Source organism: Sulfitobacter profundi (assembly GCF_042661425.1).
Classification (GTDB): domain Bacteria; phylum Pseudomonadota; class Alphaproteobacteria; order Rhodobacterales; family Rhodobacteraceae; genus Sulfitobacter; species Sulfitobacter profundi.
The window spans coordinates 1,636,333-1,656,296 of the sequence record NZ_JBHSWA010000001.1 but is presented as its reverse complement, the minus strand read 5'-3'; the positions used below and the strand labels follow the sequence as shown (position 1 = coordinate 1,656,296).

At 61.3% G+C, this 19,964-nt stretch carries 17 protein-coding genes, 2 tRNA genes, 3 pseudogenes and 1 riboswitch; of the genes and pseudogenes, 8 read left to right on the top strand and 14 right to left on the bottom strand.

Annotated elements, in window-relative coordinates:
- Window positions 1–41: 41 nt before the first annotated feature.
- Both ACFQAU_RS08655 and ACFQAU_RS08650 read right to left on the bottom strand, forming a co-directional pair.
- A complete protein-coding gene (locus ACFQAU_RS08655; RefSeq protein ID WP_120349901.1) occupies window positions 42–848 on the bottom strand; it encodes an undecaprenyl-diphosphate phosphatase in 807 nt (268 codons plus the stop codon).
- The gene (locus tag ACFQAU_RS08650; RefSeq protein WP_132444035.1) at window positions 848–1,834 is read right to left on the bottom strand and encodes a complex I NDUFA9 subunit family protein; all 987 of its coding nucleotides are present in this window, start codon (window positions 1,832–1,834) and stop codon (window positions 848–850) included. Before ACFQAU_RS08650 ends, ACFQAU_RS08655 begins: the two co-directional genes overlap by 1 nt.
- A 168-nt stretch (window positions 1,835–2,002) precedes the next feature.
- On the opposite strand from ACFQAU_RS08650, the gene ACFQAU_RS08645 reads away from it, so the two are divergent.
- Window positions 2,003–2,088 (top strand) — tRNA-Leu (locus tag ACFQAU_RS08645).
- A 105-nt stretch (window positions 2,089–2,193) separates the two neighbouring features.
- Here ACFQAU_RS08645 and ACFQAU_RS08640 read toward each other — a convergent pair.
- The 3 genes from ACFQAU_RS08640 to ACFQAU_RS08630 all read right to left on the bottom strand — a co-directional run bounded on the left by ACFQAU_RS08640 (window position 2,194) and on the right by ACFQAU_RS08630 (window position 4,056).
- Complete coding sequence (locus ACFQAU_RS08640; RefSeq protein WP_132444034.1) at window positions 2,194–2,589, bottom strand: response regulator; 396 nt, start codon at window positions 2,587–2,589, stop codon at window positions 2,194–2,196.
- Between the two features lie 75 nt (window positions 2,590–2,664).
- A complete protein-coding gene (locus tag ACFQAU_RS08635; RefSeq protein WP_120349893.1) occupies window positions 2,665–2,844 on the bottom strand; it encodes a hypothetical protein in 180 nt (59 codons plus the stop codon).
- Between the two features lie 129 nt (window positions 2,845–2,973).
- Window positions 2,974–4,056, bottom strand: coding sequence for an NAD(P)/FAD-dependent oxidoreductase (locus ACFQAU_RS08630; RefSeq protein ID WP_132444033.1), 1,083 nt, complete (start codon window positions 4,054–4,056; stop codon window positions 2,974–2,976).
- Window positions 4,057–4,308: 252 nt separating this feature from the next.
- On the opposite strand from ACFQAU_RS08630, the pseudogene ACFQAU_RS08625 reads away from it, so the two are divergent.
- The 4 genes and pseudogenes from ACFQAU_RS08625 (at window position 4,309) to ACFQAU_RS08610 (ending at window position 8,646) form a co-directional block, all read left to right on the top strand.
- A pseudogene (locus ACFQAU_RS08625) lies at window positions 4,309–5,399 on the top strand (ABC transporter ATP-binding protein).
- A gap of 60 nt (window positions 5,400–5,459) precedes the next feature.
- A complete protein-coding gene (locus ACFQAU_RS08620) occupies window positions 5,460–6,503 on the top strand; it encodes an ABC transporter substrate-binding protein (RefSeq protein WP_120349890.1) in 1,044 nt (347 codons plus the stop codon).
- A 60-nt stretch (window positions 6,504–6,563) separates the two neighbouring features.
- Window positions 6,564–7,793, top strand: a complete 1,230-nt coding sequence (locus ACFQAU_RS08615; protein WP_132444031.1) for an ABC transporter permease — start codon at window positions 6,564–6,566, stop codon at window positions 7,791–7,793.
- 4 nt (window positions 7,794–7,797) lie between these two features.
- Complete coding sequence (locus ACFQAU_RS08610) at window positions 7,798–8,646, top strand: ABC transporter permease (protein ID WP_120349888.1); 849 nt, start codon at window positions 7,798–7,800, stop codon at window positions 8,644–8,646.
- A gap of 62 nt (window positions 8,647–8,708) precedes the next feature.
- Here the strand turns inward: ACFQAU_RS08610 and ACFQAU_RS08605 are convergent.
- Window positions 8,709–8,784, bottom strand: a tRNA-Lys gene (locus tag ACFQAU_RS08605).
- Between the two features lie 104 nt (window positions 8,785–8,888).
- Here ACFQAU_RS08605 and dapF point away from each other — a divergent pair.
- Together dapF and mtaB are read left to right on the top strand one after the other, a co-directional pair.
- Window positions 8,889–9,722, top strand: a complete 834-nt coding sequence (dapF, locus tag ACFQAU_RS08600; RefSeq protein ID WP_132444180.1) for a diaminopimelate epimerase — start codon at window positions 8,889–8,891, stop codon at window positions 9,720–9,722.
- A pseudogene (gene mtaB / locus ACFQAU_RS08595) lies at window positions 9,719–10,970 on the top strand (tRNA (N(6)-L-threonylcarbamoyladenosine(37)-C(2))-methylthiotransferase MtaB). The gene dapF and the pseudogene mtaB overlap by 4 nt, the downstream one beginning before the upstream one ends.
- Before the next feature lie 249 nt (window positions 10,971–11,219).
- Here the strand turns inward: mtaB and ACFQAU_RS08590 are convergent.
- From ACFQAU_RS08590 to ACFQAU_RS08570, 5 genes and pseudogenes are all read right to left on the bottom strand, one after another.
- Window positions 11,220–12,614: a cytochrome c1 gene (locus tag ACFQAU_RS08590; RefSeq protein WP_276321493.1), complete on the bottom strand. Its 1,395-nt coding sequence runs from the start codon at window positions 12,612–12,614 to the stop codon at window positions 11,220–11,222.
- A gap of 11 nt (window positions 12,615–12,625) precedes the next feature.
- Window positions 12,626–13,969 (bottom strand): cytochrome b, encoded by a 1,344-nt coding sequence (petB, locus tag ACFQAU_RS08585; protein WP_067265773.1) that lies wholly within the window; start codon window positions 13,967–13,969, stop codon window positions 12,626–12,628.
- Between the two features lie 15 nt (window positions 13,970–13,984).
- Window positions 13,985–14,545, bottom strand: a complete 561-nt coding sequence (petA, locus tag ACFQAU_RS08580; protein WP_007118534.1) for a ubiquinol-cytochrome c reductase iron-sulfur subunit — start codon at window positions 14,543–14,545, stop codon at window positions 13,985–13,987.
- Between the two features lie 190 nt (window positions 14,546–14,735).
- A pseudogene (locus tag ACFQAU_RS08575) lies at window positions 14,736–15,343 on the bottom strand (glutathione S-transferase).
- Between the two features lie 59 nt (window positions 15,344–15,402).
- Window positions 15,403–16,017, bottom strand: a complete 615-nt coding sequence (locus ACFQAU_RS08570; RefSeq protein WP_132444029.1) for an FMN-binding negative transcriptional regulator — start codon at window positions 16,015–16,017, stop codon at window positions 15,403–15,405.
- A gap of 59 nt (window positions 16,018–16,076) precedes the next feature.
- Window positions 16,077–16,214, top strand: a riboswitch (FMN riboswitch).
- A 76-nt stretch (window positions 16,215–16,290) separates the two neighbouring features.
- On the opposite strand from ACFQAU_RS08570, the gene ACFQAU_RS08565 reads away from it, so the two are divergent.
- Window positions 16,291–16,773 (top strand): 6,7-dimethyl-8-ribityllumazine synthase, encoded by a 483-nt coding sequence (locus ACFQAU_RS08565; RefSeq protein WP_132444028.1) that lies wholly within the window; start codon window positions 16,291–16,293, stop codon window positions 16,771–16,773.
- On the opposite strand, the gene ACFQAU_RS08560 is transcribed toward ACFQAU_RS08565, so the two are convergent.
- From ACFQAU_RS08560 to thiB, 3 genes are read right to left on the bottom strand one after another with little or no spacing between them, the layout of a single operon-like run.
- Window positions 16,770–17,462, bottom strand: coding sequence for a thiamine ABC transporter ATP-binding protein (locus tag ACFQAU_RS08560; protein ID WP_132444027.1), 693 nt, complete (start codon window positions 17,460–17,462; stop codon window positions 16,770–16,772). The two genes, ACFQAU_RS08565 and ACFQAU_RS08560, sit on opposite strands and share 4 nt — an antisense overlap.
- Window positions 17,449–19,005 (bottom strand): thiamine/thiamine pyrophosphate ABC transporter permease ThiP, encoded by a 1,557-nt coding sequence (locus ACFQAU_RS08555; protein WP_132444026.1) that lies wholly within the window; start codon window positions 19,003–19,005, stop codon window positions 17,449–17,451. The genes ACFQAU_RS08560 and ACFQAU_RS08555 overlap by 14 nt, the downstream gene beginning before the upstream one ends.
- Window positions 18,981–19,958, bottom strand: a complete 978-nt coding sequence (gene thiB / locus ACFQAU_RS08550; protein ID WP_132444025.1) for a thiamine ABC transporter substrate binding subunit — start codon at window positions 19,956–19,958, stop codon at window positions 18,981–18,983. Before thiB ends, ACFQAU_RS08555 begins: the two co-directional genes overlap by 25 nt.
- Between the last annotated feature and the right edge of the window lie 6 nt (window positions 19,959–19,964).

The window sequence follows — 19,964 nt, the reverse complement described above, 5'->3', positions numbered from 1 at the left end:
CATTTTTATGCGTCATTTAAGGTCCGATGCGGACCTAACTATCAAAACCCCGCCCAAAGCGCGATGATCACGACACCACCCACAAGGATTCGCCACCACCCAAAAAGCGCGTAGCCATAGCGGCTGATGTAATCGAGCACCCAACGCACCACGAAGACGGCAGAGATAAAGGCCATGACAAAGCCCACGGCGATCTCGCCCATGGCAGAGGCATCCAGCACGTCGCGGTTCTTGTAGATGTCATAGGCAAAGGCGCCCGCCATCGTCGGCATCGACAAAAAGAACGAGAATTCCGCCGCGGCGCGCTTGCTGGCCCCCAGCAACAGGGCGCCAACGATCGTCGCCCCCGACCGCGAGGTGCCCGGCACCATGGCAAGACATTGGATCACGCCGATCTTGAACGCCATGGAAAGGGGGAATTTGGTCGCGTCGGAATAGGTCGGCGCAGGTGCGATGCGATCCACGATCAACAGCACCACCCCGCCCAGCACCAACATGATGGCGATCAGCAAAGGTGTTTCGAACAGGACCGTCTTGATGAAATCATGGGCCAAAACCCCGATGAACACCGCAGGCAGAAAGGCCAGAAGCACCGACCAGATAAACCGCCGCGCCTGCGGATCATGCGGCGCGGCCGAGAATACCGCCCAAAGCCGTGCGGAATAAACCGTCAGGATCGCCAGCACCGCGCCCAATTGGATCACGACTTCAAAGGTCCGCCCGGCGCTCTCAAAGCCCAAGAAGTGACCGGCCAACAGAAGATGCCCGGTCGAAGATACGGGGATGAACTCTGTCAGCCCCTCCAGCAAACCCAGAAAGGCGGCGATCAGAGTGGTCGACTGTTCCATTATCCCTGCCGCAGGTTACGTGCCGATGCTTTGATGGCGTCATATTGCCCCGAGGGTCGGAACCGCCAGAGATAGTCGGGCAGCACCGCGTCCATCGCGGTGGGGGTGATGCCAAGCTCGGTAAAGCCGCGCGCCCCTTCTGCCACAACGTTGTCATTGCGTAGGTTTTTGACCTGATCGCGGGTCAGCATCTTGTTGGTGAAAAGACCAAAGGTCGCGGCCTGCACCATGTCGAACCCAAAGGCGACGATCTTGGCTAAGAACCACGGCATGTTGAGCACCAAACGCCGACGGTGAATCACCTTAAGCATACGCTGCATCAGGCCGCGGAAAGTATCCACATCAGGGCCACCAAGCTCATAGACACCCGCGGGGGCCTGCCCCTCCAGAGCCTTTTCGGCCGCTTTGGCAACGTCATCGACAAAGACCGGCTGGAACCGGGTAGAGGCACCGGCGACCGGTAGGATCGGGCCGGTGCGGGTCATGCCCGCAAAGCGGTTAAAGAACTCATCCTCGGGGCCAAACATGATCGAGGGGCGCAGAATCACGGCCTCAGGCATATGTTTGAGAATGGCGGCCTCGCCCTCGCCCTTGGTGCGGGCATAGTCGCTCTCGGCCTCCATATCCGCGCCGATGGCAGAGACATGCACGAAACGCGCAACTCCTTCGGTTGCGGCCATATGGGCGATACGCTCCGCCCCTTCGGATTGCACCGCGTCAAAGCTGTTCTTGCCGGTTTCGACCAGAATGCCGACGCAGTTCACGACCGCGTCCGCCCCACGCAGAGCGTCGCGCACGGAGCCATCGTTGCGAATATTGCACAAAACAGGTTCGACTTGGCCAACCACACCATAGGTCCGCACAAAGAGCGCTTCGTTGGGGTGGCGCACCGCCACCCGTACCCGCCAACCAGCTCTGGCCATGCGATACGCGATATAGCGTCCGACAAACCCCGAACCGCCATAAATCGTGACCAGCTTAGACATTCTGCCGCTCCTGTAGATAAATTCTCTGACAGGATGTACCCGTGCGCCGCCGCTGTCACAAGGCCAAACCCCCGGTTGTAGCGATCCCCGCGCAGGATTTTCTAGATTTCGCTCAAATTGCGATTGACAGTCACCCGGCTGAGCCTTAGAGCACCCCACACGATACGTGCCCAGGTGGCGGAATGGTAGACGCGCTAGCTTCAGGTGCTAGTACTGGCAACGGTGTGGAGGTTCGAGTCCTCTCCTGGGCACCAATATTCCCCGACAGATGATTGACTGTAGATCAGGTCTTAACCGACCCCGATGATACGCGCCCCGCAAGGGGCGTTATGCCGCCCAGTCTGCGTGCAGACGCACCCCTATTGCACGGCAATGCCTGCGTTTTTCAGACATATCTGCAGCCGTCTTTCAAGCTCTGGCAGACTAAAAGGCTTTTTCAAACAGTCGCTTGCCCCCGCGGCCAAAGCGCGGCGCAGCAGATCTGCGTCTTTTCGAGTTGAGATCATGACGACCGGAACGCCGTGGTAGAATGGCAGACCTCTGACATGGCTACAGAACTCAAGCCCGTCCATCGCGGGCATCATGAAATCCGTGATGATCACGTCTGTCGCGATCCGCTCCTTCGCCAGCGCATCCAAGGCTTGGGCGGGGCATCCATAATCCGCCACGCATGAAAATCCGACTTCGGCGAGGGACGCCTGAATGAACTGCCGCGCAATCTCTGAATCGTCGATAACGATAGCATTCCAGTTCATTTCACCGCACCTTACATTCTAAATAACGCCCCGAGGGCCACCGTAGCGGTGCGGCACTTAATATCGTGTGAATGCTTAAATGCGTTTGCCGACAAACAGCGCAGTGTCGGAACGGATGCAGGCGATCTCACCCTTTTGCCAGACAAGCTCCCCCTGCGCGGTCGCGTATTTGCCCATGCTGACGCAGGCGGTGATCGGGGTCATCTCTGTGACGTTTTGGGCGGCATCGAAACTGTGGCTGAACTGAATGGACATGGCTTGTGCTCCTGAGTTGACGTTAATCAACCTTCACACATGTCGCCGCTCAATGCCTGCTGGCGTCAGGATAACGGCCCTATTCTTAGGTATATGCCACGTCACTTTCAGACCACGAAAAGCGCCCCGTCAGCGACGGTTCAGCAGCTTTTGGTACTTTGGCACGAACAGATCCGCGCCTTTCACCTTTTTCGTTATCCAATCGCCTGCTGTGAACAGCATCAAAAAGCTATTGCCGCGTTCCGGCCCCAAGGGCAGCACGATCGGCGCCTCCGTGCCCCACGGGCGATAGGTTTTCATATCCGCCAGTTTGCGGCCCGTGATCAGCCCGGTGAGGGTCTTTTTCAACCAAGGCAATTGCCGGCTGACCGCGACGATGGTCATGTTGTCACCGGGGTCCGCCACGTCCCCGGCGGCAAAGACGTTGGGCAAGGACGAGGGGCGCAGATGGCCATCGGTCTTGATCCGCTCTGCGGCGGTGACCTCTGCGCCGGGCAGGTTCTTCAGCAGGTCAGAACAAGCGCGCGCCCCCAACACGGGAAAGATCAGATCGAATGCGCGCTCAGGTCCCCCTTCGAGGGTCACACTGCCCGCATGCGGCTCTGTCATAGAGGCGAGCCCTTCGACCTTTTTGCCGAGGATAAGCTCCACCCCGCTGGCCTTTAACTTCTTGCTCAGCGAAACCCCAAGGCTGTCCGGCTTGGCCGCAAAGAGCTTGTCGTCCATGGTGATCACGGTGATCTTTTTGTCGGGCATGGCCTCGGCGATCTCGCCCGCAAGCTCAACCCCCACAGCCCCGGCGCCGATGATGCCGACGGTCTTGGCCGCCTGCAGCTTTTCATGCGCGGCTTGGCTCGCGGCCCGCAGCCCGTCGATGTCTGCGCCTTTGGGCTTGAAGGGTGCGGCATAGTTTGAGCCGGTCGCGACGACGATGTAATCTGCGTCGACCCGCGCGCCGCTATCGAGGGTCACACCCTCCCCATCCACACCCGTCGCCCGCGCCGCAACGACGCGGCCGCGCTTCAGCAAGCGGTCATAGGGGATCAGCGAGTCCTCGACCAAACCGGGCTGGACCACGGCGCGGATCATCGCAGAGGCATGCACAAAATGGCTGCGCGGTTCGATCAATGTGACATCGGCGATGTCGTCCATCGCCTTGGCCAGTTCCGCCCCCAGATACCCGCCCCCTACGATTGCGATACGTTTGCCCATCGGTGCTGTCTCCTTGTGGTCATCCCAGTCTGCCGGACAATCTTGCCCTTGCGGTTGGCTATCCACATAGGCGCGGGTGCATAAATTTCCCGCCCGGGATGCCAAAACCCGCCGACTGTGCCGCCAAAATGGTCACATGATCACCCGATAAGCGCTCAAAGCGCGGGGCCGATTCTCTTAAACGATACAAGATATTGTTTAGAATCATCGCACCTGCTTAACTCCCCCAGCGACAGGGAGAGCCGCGACACAATGAAAGACACCAAAGCAGAGACTTTTCTGCGTTTTGACAACGTCAAGAAGAGCTACGATCAGGAAAACCTCGTCGTCAAAGGCTTCGACATGGATGTGCAGGAGGGGAGTTCATCACCCTTCTTGGCCCCTCCGGGTCGGGCAAAACCACCGTTCTGATGATGTTGGCGGGGTTTGAAAGCGTCACCTCGGGCGATATCGCCATCAACGGTAAATCGATCAACAAGACTGCGCCCAACAAACGCAACATCGGCATGGTGTTCCAAAACTACGCGCTGTTCCCGCATATGACGGTGGCCGAAAACCTCTCCTATCCGCTCAGCGTGCGCAAAATGTCCAAGGCGGATATCAAGGAGCGCGTGGCCGAATATCTCGCATTGGTCGAGCTTTCGGCCTTTGGCGACCGCCGCCCCGGTCAGCTTTCCGGCGGCCAACGGCAGCGTGTGGCGCTGGCCCGCGCGATGATTTTCCAGCCGACGCTCATTCTGATGGATGAACCTTTGGGCGCCCTTGATAAGAACCTGCGCGAACAGATGCAGTTTGAAATCACCCGCCTGCACAAGCAGATCGGCTTTACCGTGATCTACGTCACCCACGACCAAACCGAAGCGCTGTCGATGTCGGACCGGATCGCGGTCTTCAACGATGGCGTCGTGCAACAATGCGCCCCACCGGCGGAGTTGTATGAGCGCCCGGTCAATGCCTTCGTGGCCGAGTTCATCGGCGAGAATAACTTCGTGCAGGGCAAGGTCAGCAAGATCGATGGCGACCTTGCCAAGGTTGAGACAGACACCGGCACCATCACCACCCAGACCTCCGAAGGGCTGACCGAAGGTGCACAATGCCGCGTGTCGATCCGGCCTGAGAAGCTGTTCATTCACCCCACGACCCACGCCCATGACAACGCGCTGACGGCGACCTTTGTCACGCGCATCTATGTGGGCGATTTCATCCGCTATTATTTCCGCCTGCCCGACGGCACCGACATTATCGTCAAAGTGCTCAACGATCTGTCCGCGCCAGAATTCGAAGACGGCGCGACGGCGCAGCTGTTGTCCCTGACGAAAGATTGCATCGCCTTTGCCAATTAAAGGCGACCGAGGGCAAACCGGGGCCCCGCAAAAGACCTGGACACAACAAGGAGAGACCCGATGAAGAAACATCTGACGTATCTGGCCACGACGGCGCTGCTTGCCAGCCCTGTTCTGGCCCAGGATCTGACAGTGACATCTTTTGGCGGCGCCTATGGCGCGGCACAGATGGAGCACATGATTGAACCCTACATGAAGGAATCCGGCACCAACGTGCTGTTCGAAGACTACGGCGGCGGCGTGGCCGAGATGAAGGCGCAGGTCGAAGCTGGCAACATCCTGTGGGATGTGGTCGACATCGAAGTGATCGACCTCGAGCGCGCCTGCGCCGAAGGCTATCTGGAAGTGATCGACCAATCCGTCCTGCCCGATGGCGACGATGGCACCGCAGCGGCGGATGACTTCATCGAAGACGCGCTGGCCAATGAATGTGGCGTGGGTAACATCGTTTGGTCCGTCGTCTTTGCGGTGAACACAGAAAACGGCGAAGGCCCGAAAACCATCGAAGACTTCTTTGACACCGAAGCCTTCCCCGGCAAACGTGGTCTGCGCAAACGCCCCCAAGTGAACATGGAATGGGCGCTGCTGGCCGATGGCGTTGCCCCCGAGGAAGTCTATGAGGTGCTGGCCACCGAAGAGGGCCAAGCCCAAGCCTTTGCCAAGCTCGACACCATCAAGGATGAGATCACTTGGTACGACAGCTGGTCTCAGGCCCCCGTTCTGCTGAACGACGGCGGTGCCACCATGGTGCAATCCGCCAACGGTCGTATCTTTGCCGCGATCAAGGACGATGGCGCCCCCTTCGAGATCGTCTGGGACAGCCACATCTATGACCTCGACGTCTGGGCGATCATGAAAGGCACCGAGAAGAAAGAAGAGGCGATGGAGTTCATCAAGTTCGCCACAGGCACCGTGCCGCTCTCGGGGATGCAAGACGTGGCCTACGGCCCGACCCGCGCCTCTGCTCAGGCGCTGCTGCCCGAAGAGGTCAAGAAAGACCTGCCCACGGCGCATCTTGATGAGGGCGTGAAGGCCGATGGTATCTTCTGGGCCGACTATGGCGAAAGCCTTGGCGAGAAGTTCAACGAATGGCTGCTGCAATAAGCACCCTGCCCCGCGCCTTTCCGGGCGCGGGGACCCCACACCTTACAGATGAGTAATCGCGTGCCCAGCCTCAGTTCCGAAGACGCCGCCAACGCCCGTCGCCAATTGCGCAGACGCCGCACGCAGGCGTTTTTGTTCGTGGTGCCGCTGCTGGTCTTTATCCTCTTTGCCTTTGTGGCCCCGATCACCACGATGCTGTTTCGCAGTGTCTATAACCCGACCGTCGCCGAACTGGTGCCTGAGACGCTGACCATGCTGGAAGACTGGGAGGGTGAGACCCTGCCCGATCCGGCTGTGGTGACGCAAATGGCCATCGACATGAAGCGCATGGCGGGCAACCGCACCTCCGGCAAATTCGCCGATGAGATCAACCGCGCCCTGCCGGGCATGTCGAGCGTGATCAAATCCACCGCCCGCGGTCTGCGCCGTGCCGATGATGCGGAACTCGCCGCCAACGGGGCCGAGATGCTGCTGGCCGAGAATGACCGCTGGGCCAAGCCCGCCACATGGCGCGCAATCCGCAGCGCCGGGCAGGCCTATACCTCGAGCTATTATCTTACCGCCGTCGATCTGGAGTACGATGCCGAGGGCGAGATCGTCATGCGCGACACGCAGATCTACAAACAGCTCTATACCAAGACGCTGAAGATGGCGCTGATCATCACCGGGCTGACCATGTTGCTGGGCTATCCGCTGGCGTTCTATATGTCCCAAGCCTCTCCGGCGACGGCGAACTTCCTGATGGTCTTTGTGCTACTGCCGTTCTGGACCTCGCTTCTGGTGCGCACCACCGCTTGGATCGCGCTGTTGCAAGCGGGCGGCGTGGTGAACTCTACGCTCATCTGGGCGGGGCTGATCAATGAGCCGATTGAACTGCTCTACAATGAGTTTTCTACGATCCTTGCCATGACCCACATCCTGCTGCCCTTCATGGTGCTGCCGCTCTATGCGGTGATGCGCGGGATCGACGCGAGCTTCATGCGCGCCGCGATTTCGATGGGCTCGAACCCCATCGGCGCGTGGTACAAAATCTACCTGCCGATGAGCCTGCCGGGCTTGTCTGCCGGGGCGCTGTTGGTCTTCATCATCTCGGTCGGCTACTACATCACCCCGGCGCTGGTGGGCGGCACCGATGGTCAGATGATCTCCAACATCATCGCCTTCCACATGCAGGTCTCAAACAACTGGGAACTGGCGGCGGCGCTTGGCTCGCTCCTCTTGATCCTGATCCTTGTCCTTTACTGGCTGTTCGACCGTTTCGTCGGCACCGACAACCTCAAGCTGGGATGACGCCATGAGCCCATTGCCCGACTATTACACGATCTGGCACAAAGCGGGCCACTACGGCCTGCGCGTCATGGCGGCCTTGGTGCTCATCTTTCTGATGCTGCCGATCCTCGTGATCATGCCGCTGTCGTTCAATGCCGAGCCGTTCTTTACCTTTACCCAAGGCATGCTGTCGCTCGACCCCGACGCCTATTCGACGCGCTGGTATCAAGAGATTGTGGATGACCAGAAATGGCGCATCGCGATCCGCAACTCCTTCCTTGTCGGCATCGCTGCGGCAAGCATCGCTACGGTGCTGGGGACACTGGCCGCCGTCGGCCTCGCCTCGCCTTGGATGCCGTTCAAACGGGTCATCACCGCGCTGCTGCTGTCGCCGATGATCGTGCCATTGATCATCATCGCGGCGGGCATGTTCTTTTTCTACACGCAGTTCAATCTGGTCGGCACCTTCACCGGGCTGATCATCGCCCATGCGGCGCTCGGCGTGCCTTTTGTCATCATCACCGTCACCGCCACGCTCAGCGGCTTTGACCGCTCACTCTTCGTGGCGGGGCTGAGCCTTGGGGCCTCTCCGATCAAAGTGTTCTGGGACGTGGTGATACCACTCATTCGCCCCGGCGTGATCTCGGGCGGGCTTTTTGCCTTTGTCACATCCTTTGACGAGGTGGTGCTGGTGCTCTTCCTGGCAGGCCCCGAACAGCGCACGATTCCGCGACAGATGTTCTCGGGCCTGCGTGAGCAAATCAACCCGACGATTCTAGCGGTGGCGACGCTGCTGGTGGTGCTCTCGGCGACGATGCTTTTCGTGCTGGAAGCCCTGCGCCGACGCTCGGCGCGGCTGCGCGGTCAGGAATAGGCGAAACCGCCCGCGGGCGGCACCAAACACCTGATCCACAACCATATTCGGGGGAGGATGAGTGGTGAGCCGTGATGGGTTCGAACCATCGACCTACTGATTAAAAGTCAGTTGCTCTACCAACTGAGCTAACGGCCCACTAGGCGGGTAACTAGAAATTACGGGCGGCAGGGTCAAGCCCTTAATCGCGAAAATATTGCGAGATGCTGGATTAGTTTTCATGCCGGGGTTATATGCCCCGAATGTACAGCGATCAGACCCCCGGATTGCCCTTCATGAAAATGCATGGGCTAGGCAATGACTTCGTCGTGTTTGACGCACGCGCGGAGGCAATCGACGTGACCCCGGCGATGGCGCAGGCCATCGGGCACCGGCAATTTGGTGTGGGATTCGATCAGCTTGCGGTCATCACGCAAGGCACGGGCGACGCGCATCTGACCTTTTACAATTCCGACGGATCCCTCTCTGCTGCCTGCGGCAATGCCACCCGCTGCATCGCGCGCTACCTGATGGATGAGTCGGGGCGCGATTCGCTGCATTTGACCACCGCGCGGGGCGATCTGGCAGCGAAAGACGCCGGGGGCGGCCTGACCTCCGTCAACATGGGCCACCCGCAGTTGAATTGGGACGAGGTGCCACTGGCGCGCGAAATGGACACGCTGCACCTGCCGATAAACGGCGACCCCGTCGCCACCGGCATGGGCAACCCGCATTGCACCTTCTTCGTCGATGATGCCGAGGCGATGGACCTCTCCGATCTCGGCCCCCGCGCCGAGCATGATCCGCTTTACCCTGAGCGCACCAATGTGCAAGTCGCGCAGATCGTCGGGCCGGATCACATCCGCATGCGCGTTTGGGAGCGCGGCGTGGGGGTGACGCTGGCCTCGGGCTCGTCCTCTTGCGCCACCGCCGTGGCCGCCGCGCGCCGGGGCCTGACGGGCCGCGCCGTGCGTATCGACCTCGACGGCGGCACACTGCACATCGATTGGCGCGAGGATGGCGTCTGGATGACGGGGCCGACCGCCCATGTCTTTTCCGGCACCTTCACCCCCGACTTTCTGGAGAGCCTGACATGAGCGCCCCGATCTTCAGCACCATGGGCTGCCGTCTCAACGCCTATGAGACCGAGGCGATGAAGGAACTGGCCGAACAGGCCGGGTTGCAAGACGCCGTGGTGGTCAACACCTGCGCCGTCACCGCCGAGGCCGTGCGCAAAGCGCGCCAAGACATCCGCAAGCTGCGCAAGGCGCACCCCGATGCGCGGCTGATCGTCACCGGCTGCGCCGCACAGACCGAGCCCGAGACCTTTAACGCCATGCCCGAGGTCGACGCCGTGATCGGCAACACCGAAAAGATGCAGGGCGCGACATGGCAGGGCATGGCCGCCGATTTCATCGGTGAGACCGAGACCGTGCAGGTCGACGACATCATGTCAGTCACCGAAACGGCAGGCCATTTGATCGACGGATTCGGCACCCGCAGCCGCGCCTATGTGCAGGTGCAAAACGGCTGCGACCACCGCTGCACTTTCTGCATCATTCCTTACGGTCGCGGCAATTCCCGGTCGGTCCCCGCAGGGGTCGTGGTGGATCAGATCAAGCGGCTGGTCGACAAAGGCTTTAACGAGGTGGTGCTGACCGGGGTCGACCTGACATCATGGGGGCCGATCTGCCCGCCACGCCAAAGCTCGGCGATCTGGTGATGCGATCTTGCGTCTGGTGCCCGATCTGCCGCGGCTGCGGATTTCCTCGATCGATTCGATTGAGGTGGATGAGAACCTGATGCAGGCCATCGCGACTGAGCCACGCCTGATGCCGCATCTGCACCTGTCGTTGCAGCACGGCGACGACATGATCCTCAAGCGCATGAAACGCCGCCACCTGCGCGACGATGCGATCCGTTTCGCCCAAGAGGCCCGCGCCCTGCGTCCCGACATGACCTTCGGCGCCGACATCATCGCCGGTTTCCCGACTGAAACCGAGGCGATGTTTGAAAACTCGATGAAGCTCGTCGAGGAATGCGACCTGACGTGGCTGCATGTCTTTCCCTATTCCGCCCGCCCCGGCACCCCCGCGGCGCGGATGCCCGCGGTGAACGGTGCTGCGATTAAAACCCGCGCGGCACGGCTGCGCGCGGCGGGAGAGCGGCAAGTGCAGCGGCATCTGGAGGCGCAGGTGGGGCAAACGCATGATGTGCTGATGGAGAACCCTCACATGGGGCGCACGGCGCAGTTCACCGAGGTGAGTTTTGCCGCGCCACAGGTCGAGGGCGACATCGTGCGGGCCGAGATCACCGGAATTTCAGGCGCGCAGCTGACTGCCTAGCGCGAAGGGCATCGCCCTCCCTGGGGGCGATGGAACGAGGCTGTCGTCGGAACGGCTGCCGTACTCGAAACGACTCCGCATCATGAAACCTCGCTAAATCGCCCTCCGGGGGAGGGAGGGCGATGCCCGGTGTGCCACCGGGGGACCCTATTGAGAGGTTTTTGGCCAAATGGCCGCCGTCATTACCCATGGCCAAAAAAGGGCGCCGGTTTCCCGACGCCCTTCTCATTTCCAAAAGCCGTGGCCCGATCAGTCGTCCTTGCGGCGGTTCTTGACCGGCGCCCAGAGCTTTTTGTTGGTCAGGTACAGCAGCACCGACAACAGACCCAACAGCACAACCCCGGCAAAGCCAGCCTGCTTGCGCGCGCCCAGTTTTGGCTCGGCGGTCCACATCAAGAAGGCAGAGACATCCTCGGCCATGTGCTGCACGTCGTTGGCATGCTCATCCGCAAACTCGACGAGCTCATCCGACAGCGGGGGCGCCATGGCGATCCAGCCGCCGGGGAAGACAGTGTTCTCATAAAGAACCGTGCCTGCTTGCTCTTTCTCTTCGCCAGTATAACCGGTCAGCAGCGCGGTGATATACTCCGGCCCGCCGATCCCTTTCAGGAACTGGTTGATGCCCAGACCGTAGGGGCCGTGGAACGCGGCGCGTTTCTTGGCCATCAGCGAGAGGTCAGGTGCGTTCGGCAGGTTGGACCCGGGGAAGTGGTCAACCGGGGTGCCGGGGCGGGTATCGTCCAGCTCGGCGTCATAGACGTCATAGCCTTTAGCGTATTCGATCACCTGCTCTTCGGGCATATTCGGACCGGTTTCGTCCGACAATGTCCGCATCGCGACATACTCCAGACCGTGGCAGGCCGCGCAAACCTCGGTGTAGATCTGCAGACCGCGCTGAAGCTGGTTTACGTCATAGCCGCCGAACGGACCATCGAAAGAGAAATCGATGTTGTCGATATGCGGTGTGGCGTGGGTATCGCCGCCGTGGTCATCGTCACCGGCATGATCGTCCGAGGCGTGCTCTTCGCCGTGATCATCCGCTTCCATGACGCCAACGTTGGGGTCATCGCCATGCGCTTGGCCGTCGACGTCGTCTTCGACGATCACTTCGTTTTCAGCGTTTTTCTCGGCTGTCGATTGCGCTTCGTCCGAGGCTTCGACTTCCTCGGCAGGTGCTTCTTCTGCGTCTTCGGCGGAAACCTCTTCGGGCACTTCCTCGGTGGCAGCATCCTCAGTGGCGGTTTCTTCGGCCGGGGCCTCTTCCGCTACTGGTGCTTCCTCGGCAGGCACCGTTTCAGCCGGAGCTTCCTCGGTTGTCGCCTCTTCAGCTGGAGCTTCTTCAACCGGAGCCTCGGCAGCAGGTGCCTCTTCGGTTGCGGTGTCCTCAGCAGGAGCTGCCTCAACCGCGGGTTCCTCTGCCGGGGCCGCGTCGACCTCGGGTTCGGCTGCGGTGGTGTCAGCTTCGGCAGGTGCTTCTTCCGCCGCTGGCGCTTCAGCAGGCGCGGTTTCGGCTTCGGCCTCCGGCGTTTCCGCCGGAGTTGTTAGCAGTTCTTCTTCTGTCGCTGTGTCCTGCGCCAGCACCGCCGTTCCCGGCAGGGCAAGGCCCAGAGTTACCACGGCAGAAAGGAGGTTGGTCTTCATCATGGTCATGATCCTTATTCCGCCGGGTTCACAAGCGTCTTGGTGCCGCCTGCCTTGGGCGCGTAATGCGCGTCAAAGTCGGCTTCGATGGTTTCAGGCTGCGCCAGCGGCTTCTCGATCACGCCCAAGAGGGGCAGGATCACGAGGAAGTAGGCGAACCAATAGGCCGAAGCGATCAGTGAGAAGCTCGCATAGGGCTCTTCTGCGGGCATCGCACCCAGCCACATCAGGGCGAAGAAGTCGATCACCAGCAGAGCGAACCACCATTTGAACATCGGACGATACCGGCCCGAACGCACAGAGGATGTGTCCAGCCACGGCACCAGCGCCATCACGGCAATCGCACCGAACATCGCCAGCACGCCGAAGAACTTGGCGTCGATGATGCCACCGGTCACGAAGGACGCAATCTGCACAACCCAAACCTCAGACGTGAAGGCCCGCAGGATCGCGTAGAAGGGCAGGAAGTACCATTCCGGCACGATGTGTGCAGGCGTCGCCAGAGCGTTGGCTTCGATGTAGTTGTCCGGGTGGCCCAGATAGTTCGGCATGAAGCCAACAACCGCGAAGAACAGCGTCAGGATCACGGCCAGCGCGAACAAGTCCTTGATCACGAAGTAGGGCCAGAACGGCAGCGTGTCTTTCTTGGCGTCTTCCTTCGAGGTGCGGCGCACTTCGACCCCGGTGGGGTTGTTGTTGCCGGTCGTGTGGAAGGCCCAGATGTGGAGAACCACAAGACCCGCAATCACGAAGGGCAGCAGATAGTGCAACGAGAAGAAGCGGTTCAGCGTCGCGTTATCAACGGCAGGTCCACCCAGCAGGAATGTCTGCAGTGTTTCACCGACGAAGGGCACCGCGCCAAAGAGGCCGGTAATCACGGTCGCGCCCCAGAAGGACATCTGACCCCAAGGCAGAACGTAGCCCATAAAGCCGGTGGCCATCATCAGCAGGTAGATCAGCATGCCAATGATCCATGTGATCTCACGCGGGGCTTTATAGGAGCCATAGTAGAGACCACGGAAAATATGCGCATAGACCGCGATAAAGAACAGCGACGCGCCGTTCATATGCAGATAGCGGATCATATAGCCGCCATTCACGTTGCGCATGATGTGCTCAACCGACGAGAAGGCCAGATCGACATGCGGCGTGTAGTGCATCACCAGAACGATGCCGGTGATGATCTGCAGTGCCAGACAGAAAGTCAGCACGATGCCCCAGATCCACATCCAGTTCAGGTTCTTGGGCGTGGGGATCATCAATGTGTCGTACAAAAGGCCAACGATGGGAAGGCGGCGGTGCAGCCACTTTTCGCCGTTCGAATTCGGCTCGTAATGGTCGTGAGGAATTCCAGACATCTCTCTTCCGCTCCCTTAACCCAGTTTAATCGTGGACTCGTCCACGAATTCGGCGACAGGCACCGGCAAGTTGCGTGGGGCCGGCCCCTTACGGATGCGGCCTGCGGTATCGTAGTGCGACCCGTGGCAAGGGCAGAACCAGCCGCCAAAGTCACCCGCATCACCCAAAGGCACACAGCCAAGGTGCGTACAAACGCCCATCTGAACCAGCCATTCACCAGTTTCATCCAGCGCGCGGTTCTCATCCGTGGCAGGCACGTCGCCGCTAAGGTTCTCGTTCTGCGCGATCGGATCGGGCAGCGTCGATACATCGACGGCTTTCGCCTCTTCGATCTCGGCTTCGGTGCGGCGCCGAATGAACACCGGCTTGCCCAGCCATTTCACAGTCAGCTGCGTCCCGACTTCAACGCCGGACACATCCACACGAATGGACGACAGCGCCTTTACGTCGGCAGAGGGGTTCATCTGGTTGACCAGCGGCCAGACGGCGGCACCAACGGCGACGGCACCTGTACCGGCTGTCGCGTAATACAGGAAATCCCTCCGGGTGCCTGCGTGTTCTTCTGCTTGGGACACGGGTTTACTCCAATTCTTGGCCAAATCTGGCCGTCAGACATAGGGGTGGCGTCACCTTGCCACCTGACTTCTCGCCGCTATCTACCGGGATGGACCGCGCCCGTCCAGATGTCAAAGCCGCGCATCTGGGATCAACCGCGCCACAACGCGGCAAAAATACCGCGATTGTGGCAATATCATTACGGCCCGATTACTGCGGCGGCGCCGTATGCATCATCGCGGGACGCGAATCAAAGGCATCGAACCAGGCCGCCAGATCAGGGTTTCCAGCACGCCAATCGCGTGCGCCATGGCGGAAATCGACATAGCCCAACGCGCAGCCAATCGCGATTTGCCCCATATCCAATGGCCCCGCCAAATGCGCTGCCCATTGATTGTTCAGCGTCTTGCAGGCGCGTTCAACCTTGCCCCACTGGCCCTCGACCCATTCCGCCATGCGTTTGTTTTCGGGGCGCAGCTTGCCTTCGTAGACCATGGCGAGCGCTGCATCGAGCATCCCGTCCGCCGTGGCCTCCAGCGTCAAAGTGTCCCACCTGCTTGCGCCTTGGGGGTAAAGCCCGCTCCGGCGCGGTCATCCAGATAGGCGCAGATCACCCGGCTGTCATAAAGCGTGCATCCGTCCGGTCGCTCCAGTGCGGGCACTTTGGTCAGCGGGTTGCGCACGGCAAAGCCCTCGGCCGGGGCCAGCGGCGTGCCCGAGGTCGGCTCCAGCGCGACATCATCAAGCTGGCCAGTTTCGTGCAGCAGCACCATGACCTTGCGGACATAGGGCGAGGTTTGAGAATAAAATAGTTTCACGTGAAGTCCCCCTTGGTTGCCCGCACTATTCAACGGGGCCGCGCCTGACGCAACGGCGTTCAAGCGCCCCGCATCAATGCCGCCATCACCGCAGGCTCTGTCCCGAACCCATGCGCCGCCATCTGATCCGCCGCCGCCAGACGCACAGCCTCATCCTTGTTCTGGCCCAGCTTCCATGTGCCGTCGATTCCGGTCACGCGGATCTGGCAGGGCACGATCATACGCAGCATCTTGTCGCGCGCCTCGGGGGTCATCTTGTCCATCGTCCACGGGGTCTTGGGCGCCAGCCGCGCCTCATAGATCGCCGATTGCCGCGCCAGCAGATCGGGCAGTTCCTCTGCCGGGCGCACCTCTAGCATCCCGGTCAGATGCACGGCGACGTAGTTCCATGTCGGCACTTGGACTTCGATGCCGTACCAATCGGGCGAGACATAGCTGTCGGCCCCGGTCACCGCCAATCGCACCGGCTGCGGGGCCTTCAGCGCCCGCGCGATGGGGTTTGAGCGCACCAGATGCAGCTCCGCCAGATCCCCGGCAGCGTTCAGAATGAAGGGCACATGCGCCATCAGCGGCCCGTCGGCGGCGTTGATCGCCAGCACGCCAAAGCCCATGTCGCGGGCAAAAGCGAGGTTCCTGTCTCGGCCCTCTTTGCGGTAGATCGGGTTGGGATGCATGGCGGCTCCTCGGGCGTTTCTTTTGGTATTGCAGAGCCTTCCCCAACTTGGCAACCTAGCATCATTCTCAGGGCGGGGCGAAATTCCCCACCGGCGGTAAGCGGTTCCCGCAAGCCCGCGAGCGGCCCCACGGGGTGTCAGCAGATCTGGTGCGACTCCAGAGCCGACGGTCACAGTCCGGATGGAAGAGAATGCGAACAGATGTGGGGCCTTGGCCCTGCCTATGCTCGTGATCGCCTTGGGTGGACGTGTCTGAACCTAAAGGAGATCACCATGACACAAGATCGTTCCGCCCGTTTCGCCTTTGTGCGCGCAAGTTGGCATGCGGATATCGTCGACCGCGCCTATGACGGATTTACCGAAATTATCGACGCCGCGCAGGTCGACAGTTTTGCCGTTCCCGGTGCCTTTGAATTGCCGCTGATGGCACAGCGCTTGGCCAAAACGGGGCGCTATGACGCCGTGGTCTGTGCGGCCTTCGTTGTCGATGGCGGTATCTACCGTCATGACTTCGTGGCGCAGACCGTGGTCGATGGGCTGATGCGCGTGGGGCTGGACTGCGACCTGCCGGTGCTGTCGGTCTCGCTCACCCCGCATCACTATCAGGAAACCGACCACCACAACGCGATCTACCGCGCGCATTTTGTCACCAAAGGACGCGAGGCCGCCCAAGCCGCCCTCGGCATGACCCAAGCGCTGGAGGTGTTTTCTTCAAAAGAAAACGCCCCGGAAATTTCAAAAATTTCCGCCGCCTAGCCGAGATAGGCGCGCAGGGCCGGAGGCGGGTTGTCCAAAAGCTCCGCCGCTGGCCCCGGCGCATGGGCGCGCCCGCCTTCGACAAAGATCACCTCATCCGCGATGCGCCGCACGTCATCCGGCGCATGGGTCACCATTATCAGCCCCGCCCCGGTCTCTCGGGCGAGGTCTTGGACCAGATCAAGCATCTCAATCCGCAGCGCCGGGCCGAGCGCGGCAAAGGGTTCGTCCAACAGCACCCAAGGCCGCGCCTGCACCAGCACCCGCGCCAGCGCCACGCGGCTTTGCTGCCCACCCGACAGCGCACCGGGGCGTTTGGCGGCGTGATCGCTCAGCCCCACCCGCGCGAGGGCGGCATCGATCCGCCCTTGATCCGCCGCCTTCAGCCGCAAGTCAGGGCGCAGCCCAAGGCCGACGTTCTGCCGCACGGTGAGATGGGGAAACAGGTTATTATCCTGAAACAGCATCGTCATGCCGCGCTGGCCGGGATGCTGTTCGGTGATGTCTGCGCCATCCCGCAACAACCGCCCCGCCGCCACCGGCACAAACCCACAGATCGCCGCCAGCAACGTCGACTTGCCCGACCCAGAGGGGCCGATCACCGCATAGCTGCGCCCCGGTGCGAGGGTCATATCGGCGACAAGGCTGAATTCGCCCCGCTCTATGCGCATCTTTTCAAGCGTCAGCATGCCAGCGCCCCCATTTGTCGCAGATGAAAAACACCGCCAGCGCCAAGACCAGCAGCAACAGCGCCGCACCTGCTGCGGCCTCCATCCGGTAAGCGCCCATCAGACGGTACATTTGTAAGGGCAGCGTCGCACGGTCCTGATCGGCGAACAGCGCGATCACGCCGAGGTCACCCACCGACAGCGCCCCGGTCAGCCCGGCGGCAAAGCCCAGTTGTGGACGCAAGCGCGGCAAGACCAACAGACGCCAAAGCGCCCAACCATTCATGCCGAGGGTCTGCGTCAGCGGGCCATAATCCTGCAACGTCTCACGCAGCCGCGGCACCAGAATGCGCAGCACGAAAGGCAGCGCCATCAGCGCGTTCACGAGGGCCGTAACGGGGAGGCTCAGCCGCGCCGGTTCGAGCACCGGGTTGATCAGAATGAACCAGCCCGTGCCGATCATCAGCGGAGAGGCCGCAAGCCCCATCAGGCCAATCGCCTCCACCCCGCCGCGCCGCCGGGTGGCGATCCAGCCTGCCATCGGCAAGGCCAGTGCGGCGAGTACTATCACGCTGAGGCCCGCAACCAGACTGCTATTCAACGTGGCCTGCCAAACCGAGGGTGGCAACTGCCCTACCCCCGCCAAACCACGCAGCACCACAGCCCCCAGTGGCAGCAGCAGAAACAGCGCCGCCAACGTGATAACGACGATATCCAACGCTCGCTGCCCCCCGCCCAGCGCATCCCAGCGGCGCAGGGGGCGGTCCAGCCCACCGCCCAAGCTGATCGGCGGGATCAGCCAAAGCGCCGCAACCGCCGCAGCACCCGCGAGCACAAGCTGCACCACCGACAAAAGCGCCGCCCGCCCAAGGTCAAAATCAAACCGAAACGCCTGATAGATCGCCAGCTCGATCGTCGTCGCGCGTGGCCCGCCACCCAGTGTCAGGGCCACGGCAAAACTGGTCAGACAAATCACGAAGATCAGCGCCGCCACGCCGGGCAGAACCTGCCGCAGCATCGGCCATTCCAGCGCCAGAAACAGTGCACGGGGCGTCATCTGCAGCTGCCCGGCCAGTCGAAACCGCTCGGACGGTATGCTCTGCCAGCCTTGCAGCAAAAGCCGTGTTGCCAGCGGAAGGTTAAAGAAAACATGGGCCAGAACCACGCCGTGCAGCCCGTAGATCGACACCGGTGGCAGGCCCAGAGCCGCGCCAAACTGGTTCAGCACACCAGACCGCCCAAAAACCGTGAGCAACCCCAGCACCGCCACGATCACCGGCAGAATAAACGGCGCGCCGAGCAATGTAATCAACGCCCCACGCCCCCAAAACCGCCGCCGCGCCAAGGCCCGCGCGACCAGCACCGCCAGCAGCACAGACAGCACCGCCGACCACACCGCCTGCGTGACGGTAAAACGCACCGCCGCCCAATCCGCCGCCCCCAGCCCCGCCGCCACATCGGCTGCCATGAAAACGGCAACCAACGCAGCAAGGATCAGGCCCGCGACCAGTGCGGCGGCGAAAAGCCCCGTCTTGCCGCTTAACGCGACAGCGCGGTCAGCCATTCGTCCAAAGCCTCTTTACGGAGCGCGGGGACTTCGCCGTTCGGCACCAACAGCGCCTTGCCGGGCTGGATCATCCCGTCAAACCCTTCGGGCAGACCGCCTTCGGGCGTCACGGCGGGGTACATCCAGTTGGTCGTCGGCAGCACCGATTGCGCGGCGTCAGAGACGAGGTATTGCAGGAACTGATCGGCCAGCTCCGGCTGATCCGACCCCGCGAGCTTCCCCGCCACTTCGATCTGCATGTAGTGGCCTTCGTCAAACAGCGCCGCTGTCTTGCTGTCATCCTCCTCTGCGATCAGGTGATAGGCAGGCGAGGTGGTGTAGCTGAGCACCATATCGGCCTCGCCTTCGAGGAACAAACCGTAGGCTTCGGACCACCCTTTAGTCACGGTCACGACATTGTCGGCCAGCCCCGCCCAAACCTCGGGCGCCTCATCGCCATAGGCCGTTTTGACCCACATCAGCAGACCCAGACCGGGGGTTGAGGAGCGCGGGTCTTGGATGACGATCTTCAAATCGCTCTCGGCCAGCGCTTTGAAATCGGTGGGCGCGGAGAGGTCCGTGCCATGGACAAAAGCGAAGTAGCCCCAGTCATAGGGGACGAAGACGTCATCTTCCCAAGTGATCGGCAGATCATAGTCAGCCTGCAACCCGCTCGGCGCGAACAGCTCAGTCTCCTTCGCCGCCGCGACAAGGCTGGTGTCGAGCCCCAGTACGATATCCGCGTCAGAGCGCGCGCCCTCAAGCTTGAGCCGCGCCAGCAGTGCCGCGCCATCGCCCATGCCAACGAATTTCAGGTCGCAGCCGCATTCGGCCTCGAACCCCTCTTCGATGGCCGGGCCGGGGCCCCATTCGGTGACGAAACTGTCGTAGGTATAGACCGTCAATTCAGGCGTTTCGGCCCATGCAGCCGATGCGCCCAAGACGCCCGCAGCAAGTGTAAGATACTTCATTGCATC